Source organism: Roseovarius confluentis (assembly GCF_002917925.1).
Lineage (GTDB): Bacteria > Pseudomonadota > Alphaproteobacteria > Rhodobacterales > Rhodobacteraceae > Roseovarius > Roseovarius confluentis.
In genome coordinates this window covers 163,447-178,712 of the sequence record NZ_PPFE01000001.1, presented here as the reverse complement: position 1 = coordinate 178,712, position 15,266 = coordinate 163,447, and the positions used below count along the sequence as shown (strand labels likewise).

The window sequence follows — 15,266 nt, the reverse complement described above, 5'->3', positions numbered from 1 at the left end:
TGAACGACTTTCGCCTCAGCTCGTCGGCAAACAAGATTAAGGAAGCCCCGGATTTCTGCTGCCCCGGGGCGGCAATCGGTGGATCCGGATATCGATGTCGACAACATCTTCGTCGCGATGTGATCCTGACCCGTCGCGTGTGGCGGTAACCAATTGGCAAGGTTTTCGTGCAACGATACGCGCAAACCCACTGGGAAACCGCGTGTCATGAACGTCTATACGTGCCAGATCGACCTCAAGAAAGACGCCAAGTCGTTGCCATTCGCCGGGCACTGGAAGACTGGAAGTCCCACCTTCAGGCGGGCGGAGATGGTCGGAAACTGCTCGCTGTTGCGCCGCAAGCTGAACCTGGCTTCGGGTGCCCATCGCGACTTCCTGTTGCAAATCGAGCTGTCAGACTTGGCGCAACTTGACCGGGCATTCAGGTGGGTCGGACAACAAAGCGCCTAGGCCGAGACGCTCTACGCTCGGATGCATGACATGATCGAAAGCGCGGATGTCGCACTGGACCGCCCGTTTCCGGAGCCTGAACGCGCCGAACGGTTGGCGATCATTTGAGCGGTTGGCCACTAATCGGGGGTGTTGTGTCAGTCGGTGACGCGGTTGACCGAAGTGGAGACACCGATGACCGTGCCGATGAGACCCATGATGGTTCTGGCCGAATTGATCGGCGACTCAGTCGCGTAAAGCGTGTCGTCGGGCTGCATGTAAAACTGGCGCGCAGAAAAGAGCCCGTCGGCAGACGTGAGGTCGAAGCTGAACACGACCTGCTGCTTGTTCGGGCCGGCAAGACCGGGTTTGAGATCCTTGGGCTGGTAGTCGCGCAGGACCAGAACACCTTTGGGATTGGCCGTGCCGGAATTGAGACCGCTGGTCGAAGAAAGCGCCTCCATCACGGTCATGCGTTCCTTTTCGAAATAGACGATCCGCTGGCTGCCGGTCGCCCCGAGGGAGGTAAAACTGCGCTCGTCCTCTACGACGACGATCTGGTCTCCGCCGATAACGCGGACATTGCGGTTGGCGTTCTCGAGCACCGAGGAGACACGTGTTTCGTAGGTGCGGCCACCGCGCTGCAGGCGGACCAACGGGTTGCGCAGCGAAGAATTGACGCCGCCCGCGAGGGCGATGACACTGAGCAACTTTGTATTTCGGCTTTCCAGCGGCACGCGGCCCGGAGACCCGACGCCGCCGACCATATCGACCGAGTTGTTCCGCCCGGGGATAACCGAAAGCTGGACCTGGACGGACGGCTGGATCTGCTCGAACTGCGACTGCAGGCGGGCTCGCGCGGAGGACGGCGTAAGCCCCCGTACCGAAACCTCTCCGACATAGGGCAGGAAGATGCGGCCATCGGCCGTGACCGTCTGCGGCGGGATCTCGGCAGCGGTGCCGTCCAGTCCCGTTAGCAGAGAATTCTCCTCACTGTCCCAGACGACGATGTTGACGATGTCGCCAGTCTGGATCGCGGTCGATTCAGGGCCATGGTCGGCACCGAACCAGTGATACTGACTGTGCACGCCGCTTCGCGGCCATTTGGCCAGCAAGGGGGTCAGGGCGCGCGTGACCTCGACAAGCTGGAACGAGGGGTTTTCGGACCTCTGTTCCCTGAGCACCTCGGACTGAACCGCGGCGCCGCGTGGGAGGGCGCAGGCGGACAGCGCCGCAACACAGAGCGCCAGAAAAACAAACCTGATACTTTTCTTCAATGTACCTGTCCCCCCCCGGGCATGCACCGGTTTCCTATCTCATGGACGTGATGATAGACAATGGGGTAATCGAAAAAGTCGGCAATCGGGCAGGATTGCCCCAAGTGGGACGGCCATCATGCGGATGTTGATCACTGGCTCAGGCGGACGGCTCGGGCGATTGCTGTACGCGGCACGGGCCTGCGGCGTTGCGGCAGACTCAGAGATCGTGTTTCAGTCGCGCAAGGCCGGACGAGACGTGCAGTGGCAGCCCGAGGAGCCCATCACACGGCTGCCCGCGTGCGATGCGGTGGTGGCACTGTGGGGCGCGACCGCAGGAAATGCTGAAGAGCTTGCGGTGAACGCGACCCTGGTCGAGACGTCAAGACAAGTGGCACAGGGCCTTGGGGCGCGGGCAGTGTTTCACCTGTCTTCTGCCGCGATCTACGGACCCGGTGCGCGACTGACCGAAGCGGCGGATATAGCGCCGCATACGCCCTATGGCGCGGCCAAGGCCGCGATGGAACGGTCGGTGCGGTGTGGCGACCGCGGAACGGGCGCAGCGGATTGCGTCCTGCGCCTGGCCAACGTGGTCGGGGCCGACAGCCTGGCCGTGGCGTTGGCCGGGAACGCACCGGTGACCCTGGACAGGTTTGCGGACGGACACGGCCCGATGCGCAGTTATATCGGCGCCAGCGACCTTTTGCAGGTCCTGTGCGGGCTGGCGGACCCGGATATCGAGACACTGCCCGATGCGCTCAATATCGCGGCACCTGTACCGGTGGCGATGCAGGACCTCGCCAGCGCGGCGGGCAAGGACGTGGTGTGGCGCCCTGCCCCGGCCGAGGCCTTGCAGGAGGTGTCGCTCGACACGAAACGGATGCAGAAACTACTGCCGGAAATCCGACTTAACGCCGACGCCAAGGCCCTTGTCGCCGACCTGAGCGCGTTGAAGGGTGCGGTATGACCCCCGGCAAACGCCTGATGGATATCGTTCTGGCATTGGTTCTTGTCGTCTTGCTTTGCGTGCCGGCGGCGCTCGTGGCACTCGCCGTGCTCGCGCAGGATGGTCGCCCGGTCCTTTACCCGTCGAAACGGATGAAAGCGCCGGGACAAAGCTTTACGCTGTGGAAGTTCCGCACGATGTCGAACGCAGCTCGGGACGCGTCAGTGTCCGGCGCCTACAAGCAAAGCAGGATCACGGCGACCGGGCGTTTCCTGCGGCAGAAGCGGTTGGACGAACTACCGCAACTTTGGAACATCCTGCGCGGGGACATGAGTTTTGTCGGGCCGCGCCCGCCCCTGCCCCGATTCGTGAGACTCTGCCCGGAGATCTACCGCGAGGTGTTGAAGAACCGTCCCGGCGTGACCGGTTTGGCAACGCTGGTTTTTCACAAGCGGGAGGAGCGATTGCTGGGACAGTGCCATACGCAGGAGGAGACCGATGCCGTCTACATACGGCGCTGCGTGCCCGCGAAAGCCAAAATTGACCTGATCTGGGCGCGTAACCGTAGCTTGTGCTACGACATGGCATTGATCGCCGCGACTGTTAGGCGAGTTTTCGCTTCCGGTCGATAGCAGTTAAAAGACTTTTAACTTACAAGCACTTTACTGGAGTACACGTCAGGTTGTTTTGCATACGCAGCATAATATAGCTTGAGAGGGCTAGACCAATCGTCCCGACGGTTTAGGTATTGTGAAGTTGAAAGGTGAATTGTAATGCTTGGGTTGTGTTGTCTCGACTTTCTGCAATCATAGGTGAAAGAGGACGCGACTTGATGCTTTACAAGTTGGCGATTTCGCTTTCCCGTCACCAGAAGCAAAAAATCCTTTTGGCCATCGACAGTGTGCTGATTGCCTTGTCGCACGTGGTTGCCGGTATTCTGCTTCTTGGGATGGACGCGGTCGGCCGCAATATAGAGGCCTTCGTGGGGAGCATCGGTGTTGTGACCTGTGCCGGCGTGGCACTGATCTTGTTTCTGGGTCTGCACAAAATCAAGCTGAACGCCTACCAGATGCAGGGCGTGGTGGAATCAGCCGTGGTCGCCAGCATCCTGATCGTCACGGGTGTCGCGACCTCCTTCACGTTTCTCGGGATGGTGTTTCCGGTGTCGCTTTACGTCGTCATGGGGATGCTGTTCCTGATCCTATCTATCTCGTCCCGGTTGGTGTTGAGGCAGGTCCTTTTGTCGGTGTACCGGCAGGGCAACGCGCGGCTGCCGATCATCATCTACGGGGCTGGTCAGACCGGTCAGCAGCTTGCCACTGCGCTGACGGTCGATGACGCGGTGGCACCGGTTGCCTTTGTCGATGACGATCTGCGGCTTCAGGGAATCACGATTGCGGGGCTGCGGACTTATTCGCCCGGCGACCTGGAGGACCTGATCAGGCGCCATCAGGTGAAACGTGTGGTTCTGGCGATGCCAAGCGCCAATCGTGCGGTTCAGTCGAGCATCATCAAGCGTCTGGCCGATACCTCCTGCGAGGTCCATGCAATGCCGTCTTTTGCGGACCTCGTTGTCACGTCAGGATCCAGCCTTGCGGAAACCAAGCCGGTGGACGTGAATACCCTTCTGGGGCGAGCCGGCTTCGACGACGACCTGCCCGGGATGTTCGACACCTATCGCAATCGGAACATCCTGATTACCGGAGCCGGCGGCTCGATCGGGTCGGAACTGTCGCGCCAGCTTTTGTCGTGCCAGCCCGCCAGATTGGTGTTGCTTGATCACAGCGAACTCGCGCTCTTCGACACGCATCGCGAGCTTAGCGCGATCCTGCCCGAGGTGACCGTGATTCCGGTGCTGGGCAGCGTGACCGAGGAAAACCACATGGCCGATGTCATGCGGTCCCACGAGATCGACATCGTGCTGCACGCCGCCGCCTACAAGCACGTGCCGATGGTTGAGCAGAACGCGCTGGAAGGAATCCGGAACAACGTCTTCGGGACGCGGACCGTGGCCAGCGCGGCGATGCGCGAGGGCGTGGACCGGTTCATTCTTGTGTCGACGGACAAGGCTGTGCGCCCGTCGTCGATTATGGGCGCGTCCAAGCGCTTTGCCGAGCTGGCGGTACAGGACCTTGCGACGCGATCGAGCACAACGCGATTTTCAATGGTGCGCTTCGGCAACGTACTAGGCTCTTCGGGTTCGGTCATTCCGCTGTTCCAGGAACAGATTGCGCGCGGCGGCCCTGTGACACTGACTCACCAAGACGTAACGCGGTATTTCATGACCATTCCCGAGGCGGTTCGCCTGGTGCTGCTGACCGGATCCTTCGCGCGGGGTGGCGATGTCTTCGTGCTGGACATGGGCAAACCCGTGCCGATTTACGAATTGGCCCGGCGGATGATCGAAAGCGCCGGCCACACGGTGCGCGACGACGAAAATCCGGGCGGCGATATCGGGATCGAGGTGACCGGCCTGCGCCCGGGCGAGAAGTTGCACGAGGAATTGCTGATCGGGTCAGACATGCTGACCACGCCGCACCCCAAAATCCTGCGGGCGCAGGAAAAGCACCTGTCGGAGATTGAAATGGCCAACGCGCTGCAATCGCTGCGGCAGGCCATCGACAGCCGCAACGTGGAACAGATGGAAGCCACGTTGCAGCAATGGATGGAAAAGAGCGACATGAAGGTCGGCGGGAAATCCGTCAACGAGTGAGCTGCCGTCAGCCTGCGTGCTCGGACTTCTCCGCCAGTACCAGCCATTCTTCCTCCGCCTTTGCGAGCGCGGTCTGGCGCGTGCTGAGTCCCTCGCTCGCCTTGGCGAATTTGACCGGCTCGCGGGTGAAAAGATCAGGGTCGGACAGCAGGTCTTCCAACTTGGCAATCTCGGCTTCGAGCCGCGCGATTTCGTCGGGAAGCGTGTCGAGCCGGTGCTGATCCTTGAAGCTGAGTTTGGTTTTGCGGGGCTTGGCCGGTTCGGCGGATTTCGACGACGCGGGCGCGGCCGGCGCCGGTTTGTCGGGCTTTCCCTCTGTTGCGGACTCCGGCGGAACGCGCTGCGCCATGTAATCGGTCCAGCCGCCGGCGTAGACGGTCTGCCGGCCGCGTCCTTCCATGGCGACGGTGGTGGTGGCCACGCGGTCAAGAAAATCCCGGTCGTGGCTCACCAGAAGGACGGTGCCGTCGTAGTCGTCGAGCAGTTCCTGAAGCAGGTCCAGCGTTTCGATGTCGAGATCGTTGGTCGGCTCGTCCAGCACCAGCAGGTTGCTGTCCCGTGCCATCAGCTTGGCCAGTAGCAGGCGGGCTTTCTCGCCCCCGGACAGCGAACGGACCGGCGCACGGACCTGGCGTTCATCAAAGAGAAAATCCTTGAGATAGCCCACCACATGGCGCGGTGTGCCGCGCACCATAACCTGGTCGGCCTGCCCCGAGACGCGCATGTCGGAATCGCCGGTCAGGCTGTCCCAGAGGCTCATGTCGGGGTCGAGCTGGGCGCGTGCCTGGTCGAAAACGACAGGCACGAGGTTGGTGCCGTGGCGCACCTCGCCCGAGTCGGGCTCGAGCGTCTTCATCAGGAGATTCAGAAGCGTCGTCTTGCCGACACCGTTGGGACCGATGAAGGCGACGCGGTCCTTGCGCTGGATGGTGAGGGAGAAGTCGCGCACGATGGGCGCACTCTCGAAGCTCTTGGAGACGCCAAGCGCCTCGATGACCTTGCGCCCCGATTGCGGCCCGCTGGACAGCGCCATGGCGGCCGTACCCTGCCGCTTGATCTGCGAAGCGCGCTCGGCCCGGAGCGCCTGTAGGTTGCGCACCCGGCCCTGGTTGCGTTTGCGCCGGGCCGAAATGCCCTCGACCGCCCAGCGGGCCTCTTCGGCGATCTTGCGGTTGAGCTTGTGGCGAGCCTGGTCCTCTTCCTCCCAGACCTTGTCGCGCCAGGCTTCGAAATTCTCGAACCCCTTTTCCTGGCGGCGTGTGGCGCCGCGATCGATCCAGAGCGTGGCACGGGTGAGCGCGCGCAGGAAGGCCCGGTCGTGGGATATGAGAATATAGCCTGCGCGGGTCTCGCGCAGTTGTTGCTCAAGCCAGCCGATCGCCTCGATATCGAGGTGGTTGGTCGGCTCGTCCAGCAGCATGAGATCAGGCGCCTGCGCCATCAGCTTGGCCAGCGCGGCGCGGCGGCGCTCACCGCCCGACGCGGTGGCGACGGGGCGGTCGGGGTCGAACTTGAGGCCCTCGGCGGCCATTTCGATCCGGTAGTGTTCGGCCACGTCCAGCCCGTCGGCGGCAAAGGCCCCGAGCGTGTCGAAGCCGGTCATGTCCGGCTCCTGCTCCATGTAGCCGACGGAGGTGTTGGGATGCAGCACACGGGTGCCGCGATCGGGCTCCACGAGGCCGGCGATAACTTTCATCAGGGTCGACTTGCCGGACCCGTTGCGGCCCACCAGCGCCACGCGGTCGCCGGCTTGGACGACCAGAGACAGGTCGTCAAAGACCGGCGCTCCGCCGAAGGTCAGGGAGATGTCGGAGAGTTGAAGAAGGGGTGCACGCGCCATGGCGCAGCGCTATCCCGCGCGAGGTACGGCGTCAAGCGACGACGCGCTAGCCCGAAACTGCCCTCAGCAGGCGCTTGCGCGCGGCCGGGATGGCGTTGATCTCGAGCCCGGTGAAAACGTGCAGGGTATTCATCTGCCGGTCCACAACCGCATGGTCGCTGACCCAGCCCCCCATCACCAGGTAGGTGCGCAGGAGAGGTGGCATCCGTAGCATCGCCTGCTTGGCGTCGGGTTTGCGCAAGCGCAGTGCTTGGGCAAAGCGAAATACAGACGGCGCCTTGACCTGCGGCAGCCAGCGGCGAGGCGCAAGGTGGCGGTCCTTTAGCATGGCAAAAGCGTCGAGATAGGTGTCAGCCTCGGTGCCCTTGAACGAAGAGCAGCCGAAGAGCAGTTCGACCTCGTTTTCATCGACATAGCGGGTCATCGCGGCCCAGGCCAAGCGCAGGATATCCGGGTCGCGCGCCTCGGGATGGACGCAGAAGCGGCCCATCTCGACCATGCGGCCGGGAAAGGCGCGCAGCGCGGACAGCTCGTAAAACTGGGCGGAATAGCTGCGCTCGATCTCGTCCCCGCCATTGAGAGGCAGCATCCTGAAACTGCAGATCAGGCGATTGTCCGTGGTGTCCTCGACGAGGATGTGCGTGCAAATGCCGTCAAAGCTGTCCTGGTCGAGCGCCCCGGTCGCCTCGTCACCCTTGAAGGCCAGATGCCGCAGGCGTTGCGCCGATTCGATATCGGCCGCGCTTTCGGCCGTTCGCGTCCTGTAGCGTCCCTTGCTCAACATGTCAGCCTCATCTGTGACGGTCGCCTAGACGGTATATATATGCGAACCGCTTAGCATGAAGCATGTGACAGGCGAATGACGTCGAAGGTCAGAAGAACTCGCCCGGATCGACATTGCCGAAGTTGCCCAGAATCTGACGCAGGAAGCCGTTGTTGACGACCGAGGAATCGGTCACCCGACGGGTCAGAGGCACGATGTTGCCGTCGGCCAGCGAGAAGGTCTCGATATTGGCAATGGTATCATTCGGGGCGAAGCTGATGGCCAGCACCTGACGCTCGATCACCTCGGGGCGGTACATGCCGAGCTCTTTGACCCGACTGCGTACGTAATAGTAATCGCCGCCGCTGAGCATGCCGGCTGAGGACGGCGGGCCGACCACGTCGTCGACGGTTTCGCGTGTGTCCACACCCACCTGAAGGTTGTTGAGGTCTTCTTGAAGCGGAATATACCCGTGGTTGCGATAGGTCGGCGTACAGGCCGCGAGCGCCACGAACAGGCACAACATGACCCCCATCTTGGCAAACCAGATTTTCATGCCACACCTCTTCGCCTCTTGAACGGGTCCCCATTGCCCTTTTATTCCGATACAACAAGGTAGCGGTAAGGTTCAAGAAAGGATAGGTCATACGCCCATGACCGGAAAGACAGAAAATACGACCGTGCTGCATCTGGCACAGATGGCGATGAACCGACCGCATCCGTTTCGGATCGAGCCCGATACCGCAACCATGGCGCGGATGGCCGAGGATCTTGGGATCCTCTCTCTGAAAAAGACCGTGTTCGAAGGCACGATGCATCCCGAGGACGGCGAGAACTGGCGGCTGGAAGCGCGGTTGGGCGCGACGGTGGTGCAGTCCTGCGTAGTGACGCTGGACCCGGTCACCACCCGCATCGAAGAACCGGTCACCCGCAAGTTCCGCAAGGACTGGCCCGGGGTCGACACCGATCAGGAAGAGATCGAAATGCCCGAGGACGAGACAATCGACCCGCTGACCGACCATATCGACCTGTCGGCCTTCATGCAGGAGGCCATCGCACTGGCCTTGCCCGCTTACCCGCGTAGCACAGCGCAGGAACTGGGAACCGCTCGGTATGCGCCCCCTGGCGTGACCCCGCTGACGGACGCGGATGCCAAGCCGTTCGCGGCACTGGCAAAGCTGAAGGAGCAGTTGAAAGACGACGATTGAGAGCTCGAAAGAATCGCTGGACAGCAAGCGATTTCCTTGTATTTTCGCGCTCTCACCGGATTTAGGGTTGCACGCCGGGCTCTTCAGGGATTAAGAGCCGCGTCAGCGTATGAAACCGGGCCGAAAGGCCCATAAAATTTGAGGTTGTGACATGGCCGTCCAACAGAACAAAGTATCGAAATCGCGCCGCAACAATCGCCGGGCGCATGACTCGCTGGAGGGTGCAAACCCGAACGAGTGCCCGAACTGCGGTGAACTGAAGCGCCCGCATCATGTGTGCGTCGCCTGTGGTCACTACGCGGATCGCGAAGTCATCGCGTTGGATGACGAGGTCGACCTGGACGAAGACGCAGCCTGAACGGCGGCATCAAGGGACGCGTCCAATGACGGCATCGGCCGACAGTAAGACAAGCGGGCGCATCCTTATTTCCGTAGACGCCATGGGTGGTGATCTTGGCCCGGCAACCGTCGTTGCCGGGATTTCCGTGTCTGCAAAGAAGAATGACCGGATCGGGTTTATCCTGCACGGGCCCGAGGACGTGCTGAAACCGCTGGTCGCCAAGCGAAAGCACCTCGCCGGGCGATGCGAGATTCGCAACGCGGGCGACGTGGTCGAGATGGAGGACAAGCCGAGCCAGGCGCTGCGCCAAGGCAAGGACACCTCGATGTGGTCGGCACTGGAATCCGTGCGCAACGGCGAGGCGAGCGTCTGCGTGTCCTGCGGCAATACCGGCGCGCTGATGCTGATGTCAGTCATTCGCCTGCGCAAGCTGCCGGGGATCTATCGCCCCGCTATCGCGGTGCTGTGGCCGTCGCAGAATCCACAGCGGCACAACATCATGCTGGATGGCGGCGCCGATATCCGGGCCGATGCCAAGGACCTGATGCAATACGCGCTGATGGGCACGTCCTATGCCCGCAACGGCTTTGGTCTGGAGCGGCCGCGCGTCGGGCTTTTGAATGTGGGCACCGAAGAGCACAAGGGCCGCGCAGAACTGCGCGAGGCGTACGATCTGATCGAGGGAAATGCGCGAAACGGCGATTTTGAATTCGTGGGCTTCGTCGAGGGGCGCGACCTGCCCGGCACGGTCTGCGACGTGATCGTGACCGATGGATTCACGGGCAACGTGGCGCTGAAGACCGGCGAAGGCACGGCAAAGCTTATTCGCGAGTTGCTCAAGGAAGCCTTTGCGCACACGCCGCTGTCGCGGCTCGCCTCGATCCTGGCGTTGACCTCGCTGCGGCGAATGGGCAAGCGGATCGATCCCAGCCGGGCGAATGGCGGAGTATTTCTGGGTCTCAACGGGACAGTGGTGAAATCGCACGGCTCGGCCGATGCCACGGGGATATCCGCCGCCGTCAAGCTTGCCTTTGAGCTGGCCGATACCGGGTTCACCGAAAAACTGGCCGCACGGGTTGCAACTGCGACGATGCTTGAACAGGATGCCGCAAACGAACCCGACAGTAACGGTGAACAGGCATGACGATTCGCGCCGTTGTAGACGGTGTCGGTCACTACCTTCCTGAACGAGTGGTGCCGAATTCTCATTTCGAGACGTTTCTCGAGACGTCCAACGAATGGATCAGGAGCCGGTCGGGGATCGAGCGCCGCCATTTTGCCGCCGAGGACCAGACCACGTCCGATCTTGGCGCTCGTGCGGCCCTTGCGGCGATGGCCGATGCGGGGGTTGGGCCCGACGATATCGACGGCATTCTCGTGGCCACCTCGACGCCCGACCTGACCTTTCCCTCGGTCGCCACAATGATCCAGAAAGAACTGGGCATGACACGCGGCTTCGGCTTTGACGTACAGGCGGTCTGTGCCGGGTTCATCTATGCGCTGGCAAATGCCAACGCGCTGATCGTCTCGGGCCAGGCCAAACGCTTGCTGGTGATCGGGGCCGAAACGTTCAGCCGGATCATGGACTGGACCGACCGCTCAACCTGCGTACTGTTCGGTGACGGGGCCGGCGCGGTGGTGCTGAGTGCCTCCGAGGCCGACGGCACATCGCAAGACCGTGGCATCCTTTCGACCGACCTCAATTCGGACGGGCGTTACCTCGACATGCTGTATGTCGACGGGGGCGTGTCGTCGACCGGTACCTCGGGCAAGCTGAAGATGCAGGGCAACCTGCTGTTCAGGCAGGCCGTAGAAAAGCTGACCACCACCGCCGAGGCCGCCCTTGAGAAGGCCGCGCTGAGTGATGACGATGTCGACTGGATCGTGCCGCACCAGGCCAATATCCGGATCATCCAGGGCACCGCGAAGAAACTTGGGGTCCCGATGGACCGGGTCGTCGTGACGGTGCAGGATCACGGCAACACATCGGCCGCATCAATCCCGCTGGCGCTTTCGGTGGGCGTGGCAGAGGGCAAGATCAAGCGCGGCGACGTAATCGTTTCAGAGGCCATCGGTGGCGGCCTGGCTTGGGGCGCCGTGGTTCTGCGCTGGTGAATGTCGGAACAAAGCGCGATTTTTCCGCTTAAACTGTACCTTCCAAGTCATTGACATTGACTCGGAAAATTCTTCACCCCTAAAGTCCTTTGCAAACGACAAAGGGGATGTGATGACAAACGATACGGTGACACGGATGGACCTGAGCGAAGCAGTGTTTCGCGAAGTGGGTCTGTCACGCAACGATTCCGCCCAACTGGTCGAAAGCGTTTTGGAGCATATGTCGGACGCGCTGGTGCGCGGCGAACAGGTCAAGATCTCGTCCTTCGGTACCTTTTCTGTTCGCGACAAGTCCGCCCGCGTGGGGCGTAACCCGAAGACCGGCGAAGAAGTCCCGATCAACCCACGGCGTGTTCTGACATTCCGTCCGTCGCACCTGATGAAGGACCGGGTGGCGGCAGGCAACAAGGCCTGAGGGTCCACCGATGGGCAAATCCGCCGACGCGTTCCGGACCATCAGCGAGGTCGCCGATTGGCTTGAAACCCCGGCGCACGTGCTGCGTTTCTGGGAAAGCAAGTTCAGCCAGGTAAAACCGGTGAAGCGCGCAGGTGGTCGGCGGTATTACCGTCCCGCGGACATGAAGCTTCTGGGCGGAATCAAGAAACTGCTGCACGACGATGGCATGACCATCAAAGGCGTGCAGAAGATGCTGCGTGAACAGGGCGTTGGCCATGTTTCGGAGTTTTCCCAACCGCTGGGCGATGCGGCGGATGACGTCATAATAGATCATGTCGAGGATGCGCCAGCAGCGGAATCGGCCGATGCCGTGGCGGACATCACCTCACCTGAAGCTCAGCCGGATCCGACGGACCCGGTGGGGCGCCCTGCCCCACCCGCCGCTATGCCTGCAGGTTCGGCGCCCGAGTCGAACGCCCCACCACCCCAGCAATCGCCGGGCGCCGTGCCCGACCCCGCACCGCTGACGCCCAGTGCCGCGCCCGAGCCCGCGCCGGTTGCCTCAAGTCTGCCGCCGCGGCCGGATCGCGTGGCACAGACCGAGACACCGCCGTCCGAGCCACCTCAGAGCGCAAGCGACGAAAGCCCGGTGACCTTCAGCCGGAACAAGACTGAAGCCGAGTCGCCGCAAGAAGACGTCCCGCCGCTGCCAAGTTTCCTGCAACGGCGGAATGCATCAACTGAAGCCTCCGCGGCGTCCGGCACCGTGGACGGCCCGGTCGACGAACCGGAGCCTGCCAGGGCCGAGCCGCCTGCGTCGCAACCGATCGAGGTAGATGTTCCCGACGACCCTGATGACGGACTCGACGTCGATCCGGGTGTTCTGTCGATGCTGGCGCGGGTACGAAGACCGCTGACGCCCGACACGATTACCAGACTTGAAAGCCTGCTGTCCCGGCTGCGCGCGACAACCGGTTCCACGCCCAGAGAGTAGCGCGTGAATCTGGAATTTCCCCCTTGTCCTTGGCGCGAAAACCAGTATGAACGGCCAGACGTCGGGCTATGGCGCAGCCTGGTAGCGCGTCCGTCTGGGGGACGGAAGGTCGCAGGTTCGAGTCCTGCTAGCCCGACCAATTCTTCGCGTACCACAGGCCTTTTTTCCCGGGGCAACACGGGTGCCGCCACGGCGCGTGCAAGGAGGATCGCATGACCGGCGTTCTGGCCAGCCAGCAACTGAGGGCGATGATCCTCGACGGGCGTCTTTCGGCACAACCGTCGATCACCGACGAACAGGTACAGCCCGCATCCCTGGATTTGCGGCTTGGCACAACGGCGTACCGGGTCAGGGCGTCGTTCCTTGCCGGGGCCGGTGCGAAGGTCGAGGACCGGCTGAAGGAATTCGAGATGCACCGGATCGACCTGTCGGACGGCGCGGTGCTGGAAAAGGGCTGTGTCTATGTCGTGCCGCTGATGGAGCAGCTGGACCTGCCGTCGAATATCCATGCGGTAGCGAATGCCAAATCCTCGACCGGGCGGCTGGACCTTCTGACGCGCACGATCACGGATGGCGGCGAGGAGTTCGACCGTATTCCGGCCGGTTATGCCGGGCCGCTTTACGCAGAGATCTGCCCGCGGTCCTTTTCGGTGCTGGTACGGCCCGGAATGCGGCTGAACCAGATCAGGTTCCGGTCCGGTCAGGCGGTGTTGAACGATGCCGCGTTGAGCGCGCTGCACGCCGAAAGCCCGCTGGTGGACGCCCCACCGGTGATCAGCGACGGGCTGGGATTCTCAGTCGACCTGAAGCCCGAGGCCGGTACGCTGGTGGGCTATCGCGCCAAGCCCCACACGGGCGTGATCGACCTGGACAATATCGCGGGCTATGACGCCGCCGAGTACTGGGAACAGGTCCATAGCGACACGGGCCGCATCATTCTGGACCCCGGCGCTTTTTATATTCTGGTAAGCCGCGAGGCGGTGCATATCCCGCCTGCCTATGCGGCCGAGATGGCACCCTACCTAGCGATGGTGGGAGAATTCCGGGTGCATTACGCGGGATTCTTCGACCCCGGGTTCGGCCATGACGCGGCCGGTGGTGCCGGATCGCGCGGGGTGCTGGAAGTGCGCTGTCACGAGGCGCCCTTCGTGCTGGAACACGGGCAGATCGTCGGACGGCTGGTGTACGAGCAGATGGACGAAGTGCCCGAACAACTCTACGGCGCGGGCATTGCGTCAAATTACCAGGGCCAGGGGCTCAAGCTGTCAAAGCATTTCCGGGCGGCCTAGAACTTACCAATCTTGCGCGCGACGCGCATGGACTGGCGCATACGCTTCTGCGTCTCGGCCGTCTGCTTTTTCTGCTGCGGGTCCGCGGCGCCCTTACCCTCGGGCGATTTCTTCCCGCGCTGCGAGAACTTGTCGATGCCGACATTCACGCCCGAGCGAACCACACGGTTCATGACCATGCGAATGACCATGTTGATGATACGGTTGGCGTTCATTGCGCCCTCCTCGTCCTGTGTCTTCTCCATGATGTAACACGGAAAGATGAAATTTTCAGGGCTTTGACCGAATTATCGCGGCTCAGTCCTCGAATAGCTCGGTCTGGCCTTCTTCGGTCTCTTCGTTCAGGTCCTCGTCGCCATCGCCCATCTGCGGCATGTCGCCGGGTGGCGGACGATTTTCCAGCAGGCCGGCGGCGCGCAACTCCTTCAGACCCGGCAGGTCGCGGGCATTTTCCAGGCCGAAATGGTCGAGGAAATGGGGTGTAACGACGAAGGTCACCGGCCTCCCCGGCGTCATTTTGCGGCGTCCGAAGCGGATCCACTCCATTTCCAGAAGCTGATCCACCGTACCACGGCTGACGCTGACGCCACGGATTTCCTCGATCTCGGCGCGGGTGACGGGCTGGTGGTACGCAATGATGGCCAGCGTTTCGATCGCAGCGCGGCTGAGCTTGCGGGTCTCGACCGTTTCCTTTTGCATCAGGAAGCCGAGGTCGGGTGCCGTGCGCATGGCCCAGGCGTCGCCGACCTTGACCAGATGCACGCCCCGGCCCTCGTAGCGTTTGCGCAGATGTACCAGCGCCTCGGCGGCGTCACAGCCATGCGGCATCCGCGACTCGATCTCCTTTGCCGAGATCGGCTCAGCAGTCGCAAATAGGATCGCTTCGCACATGCGCTCCTGCTCGGCCATGGGAGGGGCCTCGAAAAGGCTTTCTTCCTGCGGCGCGGGGTGTTCAGTTTCGTCCGACATAGGCCTC

General features: G+C 62.3%; 16 protein-coding genes, 1 tRNA gene and 1 pseudogene. 12 read left to right on the top strand and 6 right to left on the bottom strand.

What is annotated here, in order from left to right; all coding sequences use genetic code 11:
• Window positions 1–207: 207 nt before the first annotated feature.
• Window positions 208–558: pseudogene (locus tag C2I35_RS00880) on the top strand (DUF6614 family protein).
• 29 nt (window positions 559–587) lie between these two features.
• On the opposite strand, the gene C2I35_RS00875 reads toward C2I35_RS00880, so the two are convergent.
• On the bottom strand, window positions 588–1,706 hold the full coding sequence (locus C2I35_RS00875; protein WP_245890352.1) for a polysaccharide biosynthesis/export family protein: 1,119 nt from the start codon (window positions 1,704–1,706) through the stop codon (window positions 588–590).
• Between the two features lie 118 nt (window positions 1,707–1,824).
• On the opposite strand from C2I35_RS00875, the gene C2I35_RS00870 reads away from it, so the two are divergent.
• The 3 genes from C2I35_RS00870 (at window position 1,825) to C2I35_RS00860 (ending at window position 5,344) form a co-directional block, all read left to right on the top strand.
• Entirely contained in the window at window positions 1,825–2,652 is an 828-nt protein-coding gene (locus tag C2I35_RS00870; protein ID WP_103761152.1) for an NAD-dependent epimerase/dehydratase family protein, read from the top strand.
• Window positions 2,649–3,263 carry a sugar transferase gene (locus C2I35_RS00865; protein WP_103761151.1) on the top strand — a complete coding sequence of 205 codons (615 nt, stop codon included), beginning with the start codon at window positions 2,649–2,651 and terminating at the stop codon, window positions 3,261–3,263. Before C2I35_RS00870 ends, C2I35_RS00865 begins: the two co-directional genes overlap by 4 nt.
• A 200-nt stretch (window positions 3,264–3,463) precedes the next feature.
• Window positions 3,464–5,344 (top strand): polysaccharide biosynthesis protein, encoded by a 1,881-nt coding sequence (locus C2I35_RS00860; RefSeq protein WP_103761150.1) that lies wholly within the window; start codon window positions 3,464–3,466, stop codon window positions 5,342–5,344.
• A gap of 7 nt (window positions 5,345–5,351) precedes the next feature.
• Here C2I35_RS00860 and C2I35_RS00855 read toward each other — a convergent pair whose 3' ends face one another.
• From C2I35_RS00855 to C2I35_RS00845, 3 genes are all read right to left on the bottom strand, one after another.
• A complete protein-coding gene (locus tag C2I35_RS00855) occupies window positions 5,352–7,184 on the bottom strand; it encodes an ABC-F family ATP-binding cassette domain-containing protein (RefSeq protein ID WP_103761149.1) in 1,833 nt (610 codons plus the stop codon).
• Between the two features lie 46 nt (window positions 7,185–7,230).
• The gene (locus tag C2I35_RS00850; protein WP_103761148.1) at window positions 7,231–7,968 is read right to left on the bottom strand and encodes a GNAT family N-acetyltransferase; all 738 of its coding nucleotides are present in this window, start codon (window positions 7,966–7,968) and stop codon (window positions 7,231–7,233) included.
• Between the two features lie 88 nt (window positions 7,969–8,056).
• Window positions 8,057–8,503, bottom strand: coding sequence for an outer membrane protein assembly factor BamE (locus C2I35_RS00845; RefSeq protein ID WP_103761147.1), 447 nt, complete (start codon window positions 8,501–8,503; stop codon window positions 8,057–8,059).
• 97 nt (window positions 8,504–8,600) lie between these two features.
• Between C2I35_RS00845 and C2I35_RS00840 the strand changes: the two genes are divergently transcribed.
• The 8 genes from C2I35_RS00840 (at window position 8,601) to C2I35_RS00805 (ending at window position 14,290) form a co-directional block, all read left to right on the top strand.
• The gene (locus C2I35_RS00840; RefSeq protein ID WP_211286091.1) at window positions 8,601–9,155 is read left to right on the top strand and encodes a YceD family protein; all 555 of its coding nucleotides are present in this window, start codon (window positions 8,601–8,603) and stop codon (window positions 9,153–9,155) included.
• A gap of 151 nt (window positions 9,156–9,306) precedes the next feature.
• A complete protein-coding gene (gene rpmF / locus C2I35_RS00835) occupies window positions 9,307–9,513 on the top strand; it encodes a 50S ribosomal protein L32 (protein ID WP_057789461.1) in 207 nt (68 codons plus the stop codon).
• Window positions 9,514–9,538: 25 nt separating this feature from the next.
• Window positions 9,539–10,639 carry a phosphate acyltransferase PlsX gene (gene plsX / locus C2I35_RS00830; protein ID WP_103761146.1) on the top strand — a complete coding sequence of 367 codons (1,101 nt, stop codon included), beginning with the start codon at window positions 9,539–9,541 and terminating at the stop codon, window positions 10,637–10,639.
• A complete protein-coding gene (locus tag C2I35_RS00825; RefSeq protein ID WP_103761145.1) occupies window positions 10,636–11,610 on the top strand; it encodes a beta-ketoacyl-ACP synthase III in 975 nt (324 codons plus the stop codon). The genes plsX and C2I35_RS00825 overlap by 4 nt, the downstream gene beginning before the upstream one ends.
• 112 nt (window positions 11,611–11,722) lie before the next feature.
• Window positions 11,723–12,025, top strand: a complete 303-nt coding sequence (gene ihfA / locus C2I35_RS00820) for an integration host factor subunit alpha (RefSeq protein ID WP_057789467.1) — start codon at window positions 11,723–11,725, stop codon at window positions 12,023–12,025.
• A gap of 10 nt (window positions 12,026–12,035) precedes the next feature.
• Window positions 12,036–13,001: a MerR family transcriptional regulator gene (locus tag C2I35_RS22380; protein ID WP_245890351.1), complete on the top strand. Its 966-nt coding sequence runs from the start codon at window positions 12,036–12,038 to the stop codon at window positions 12,999–13,001.
• A 62-nt stretch (window positions 13,002–13,063) separates the two neighbouring features.
• Window positions 13,064–13,140, top strand: a tRNA-Pro gene (locus C2I35_RS00810).
• A gap of 73 nt (window positions 13,141–13,213) precedes the next feature.
• Entirely contained in the window at window positions 13,214–14,290 is a 1,077-nt protein-coding gene (locus C2I35_RS00805; RefSeq protein ID WP_103761144.1) for a 2'-deoxycytidine 5'-triphosphate deaminase, read from the top strand.
• On the opposite strand, the gene C2I35_RS00800 is transcribed toward C2I35_RS00805, so the two are convergent.
• Entirely contained in the window at window positions 14,287–14,505 is a 219-nt protein-coding gene (locus C2I35_RS00800; protein ID WP_146049934.1) for a hypothetical protein, read from the bottom strand. The genes C2I35_RS00805 and C2I35_RS00800 overlap by 4 nt on opposite strands.
• Window positions 14,506–14,587: 82 nt before the next feature.
• Window positions 14,588–15,259, bottom strand: coding sequence for an SMC-Scp complex subunit ScpB (gene scpB / locus C2I35_RS00795; RefSeq protein ID WP_103761142.1), 672 nt, complete (start codon window positions 15,257–15,259; stop codon window positions 14,588–14,590).
• Between the last annotated feature and the right edge of the window lie 7 nt (window positions 15,260–15,266).

What these genes read in the sequence shown, in the direction of transcription:
- C2I35_RS00870 (WP_103761152.1), top strand. Translation starts at nt 1,825, where the DNA reads ATGCGGATGTTGATCACTGGCTCAGGCGGACGGCTCGGGCGATTGCTG.
- C2I35_RS00865 (WP_103761151.1), top strand. Translation starts at nt 2,649, where the DNA reads ATGACCCCCGGCAAACGCCTGATGGATATCGTTCTGGCATTGGTTCTT.
- C2I35_RS00860 (WP_103761150.1), top strand. Translation starts at nt 3,464, where the DNA reads ATGCTTTACAAGTTGGCGATTTCGCTTTCCCGTCACCAGAAGCAAAAA.
- C2I35_RS00855 (WP_103761149.1), bottom strand. Translation starts at nt 7,184, where the DNA reads ATGGCGCGTGCACCCCTTCTTCAACTCTCCGACATCTCCCTGACCTTC.
- C2I35_RS00850 (WP_103761148.1), bottom strand. Translation starts at nt 7,968, where the DNA reads ATGTTGAGCAAGGGACGCTACAGGACGCGAACGGCCGAAAGCGCGGCC.
- C2I35_RS00845 (WP_103761147.1), bottom strand. Translation starts at nt 8,503, where the DNA reads ATGAAAATCTGGTTTGCCAAGATGGGGGTCATGTTGTGCCTGTTCGTG.
- C2I35_RS00840 (WP_211286091.1), top strand. Translation starts at nt 8,601, where the DNA reads ATGACCGGAAAGACAGAAAATACGACCGTGCTGCATCTGGCACAGATG.
- rpmF (WP_057789461.1), top strand. Translation starts at nt 9,307, where the DNA reads ATGGCCGTCCAACAGAACAAAGTATCGAAATCGCGCCGCAACAATCGC.
- plsX (WP_103761146.1), top strand. Translation starts at nt 9,539, where the DNA reads ATGACGGCATCGGCCGACAGTAAGACAAGCGGGCGCATCCTTATTTCC.
- C2I35_RS00825 (WP_103761145.1), top strand. Translation starts at nt 10,636, where the DNA reads ATGACGATTCGCGCCGTTGTAGACGGTGTCGGTCACTACCTTCCTGAA.
- ihfA (WP_057789467.1), top strand. Translation starts at nt 11,723, where the DNA reads ATGACAAACGATACGGTGACACGGATGGACCTGAGCGAAGCAGTGTTT.
- C2I35_RS22380 (WP_245890351.1), top strand. Translation starts at nt 12,036, where the DNA reads ATGGGCAAATCCGCCGACGCGTTCCGGACCATCAGCGAGGTCGCCGAT.
- C2I35_RS00805 (WP_103761144.1), top strand. Translation starts at nt 13,214, where the DNA reads ATGACCGGCGTTCTGGCCAGCCAGCAACTGAGGGCGATGATCCTCGAC.
- C2I35_RS00800 (WP_146049934.1), bottom strand. Translation starts at nt 14,505, where the DNA reads ATGAACGCCAACCGTATCATCAACATGGTCATTCGCATGGTCATGAAC.
- scpB (WP_103761142.1), bottom strand. Translation starts at nt 15,259, where the DNA reads ATGTCGGACGAAACTGAACACCCCGCGCCGCAGGAAGAAAGCCTTTTC.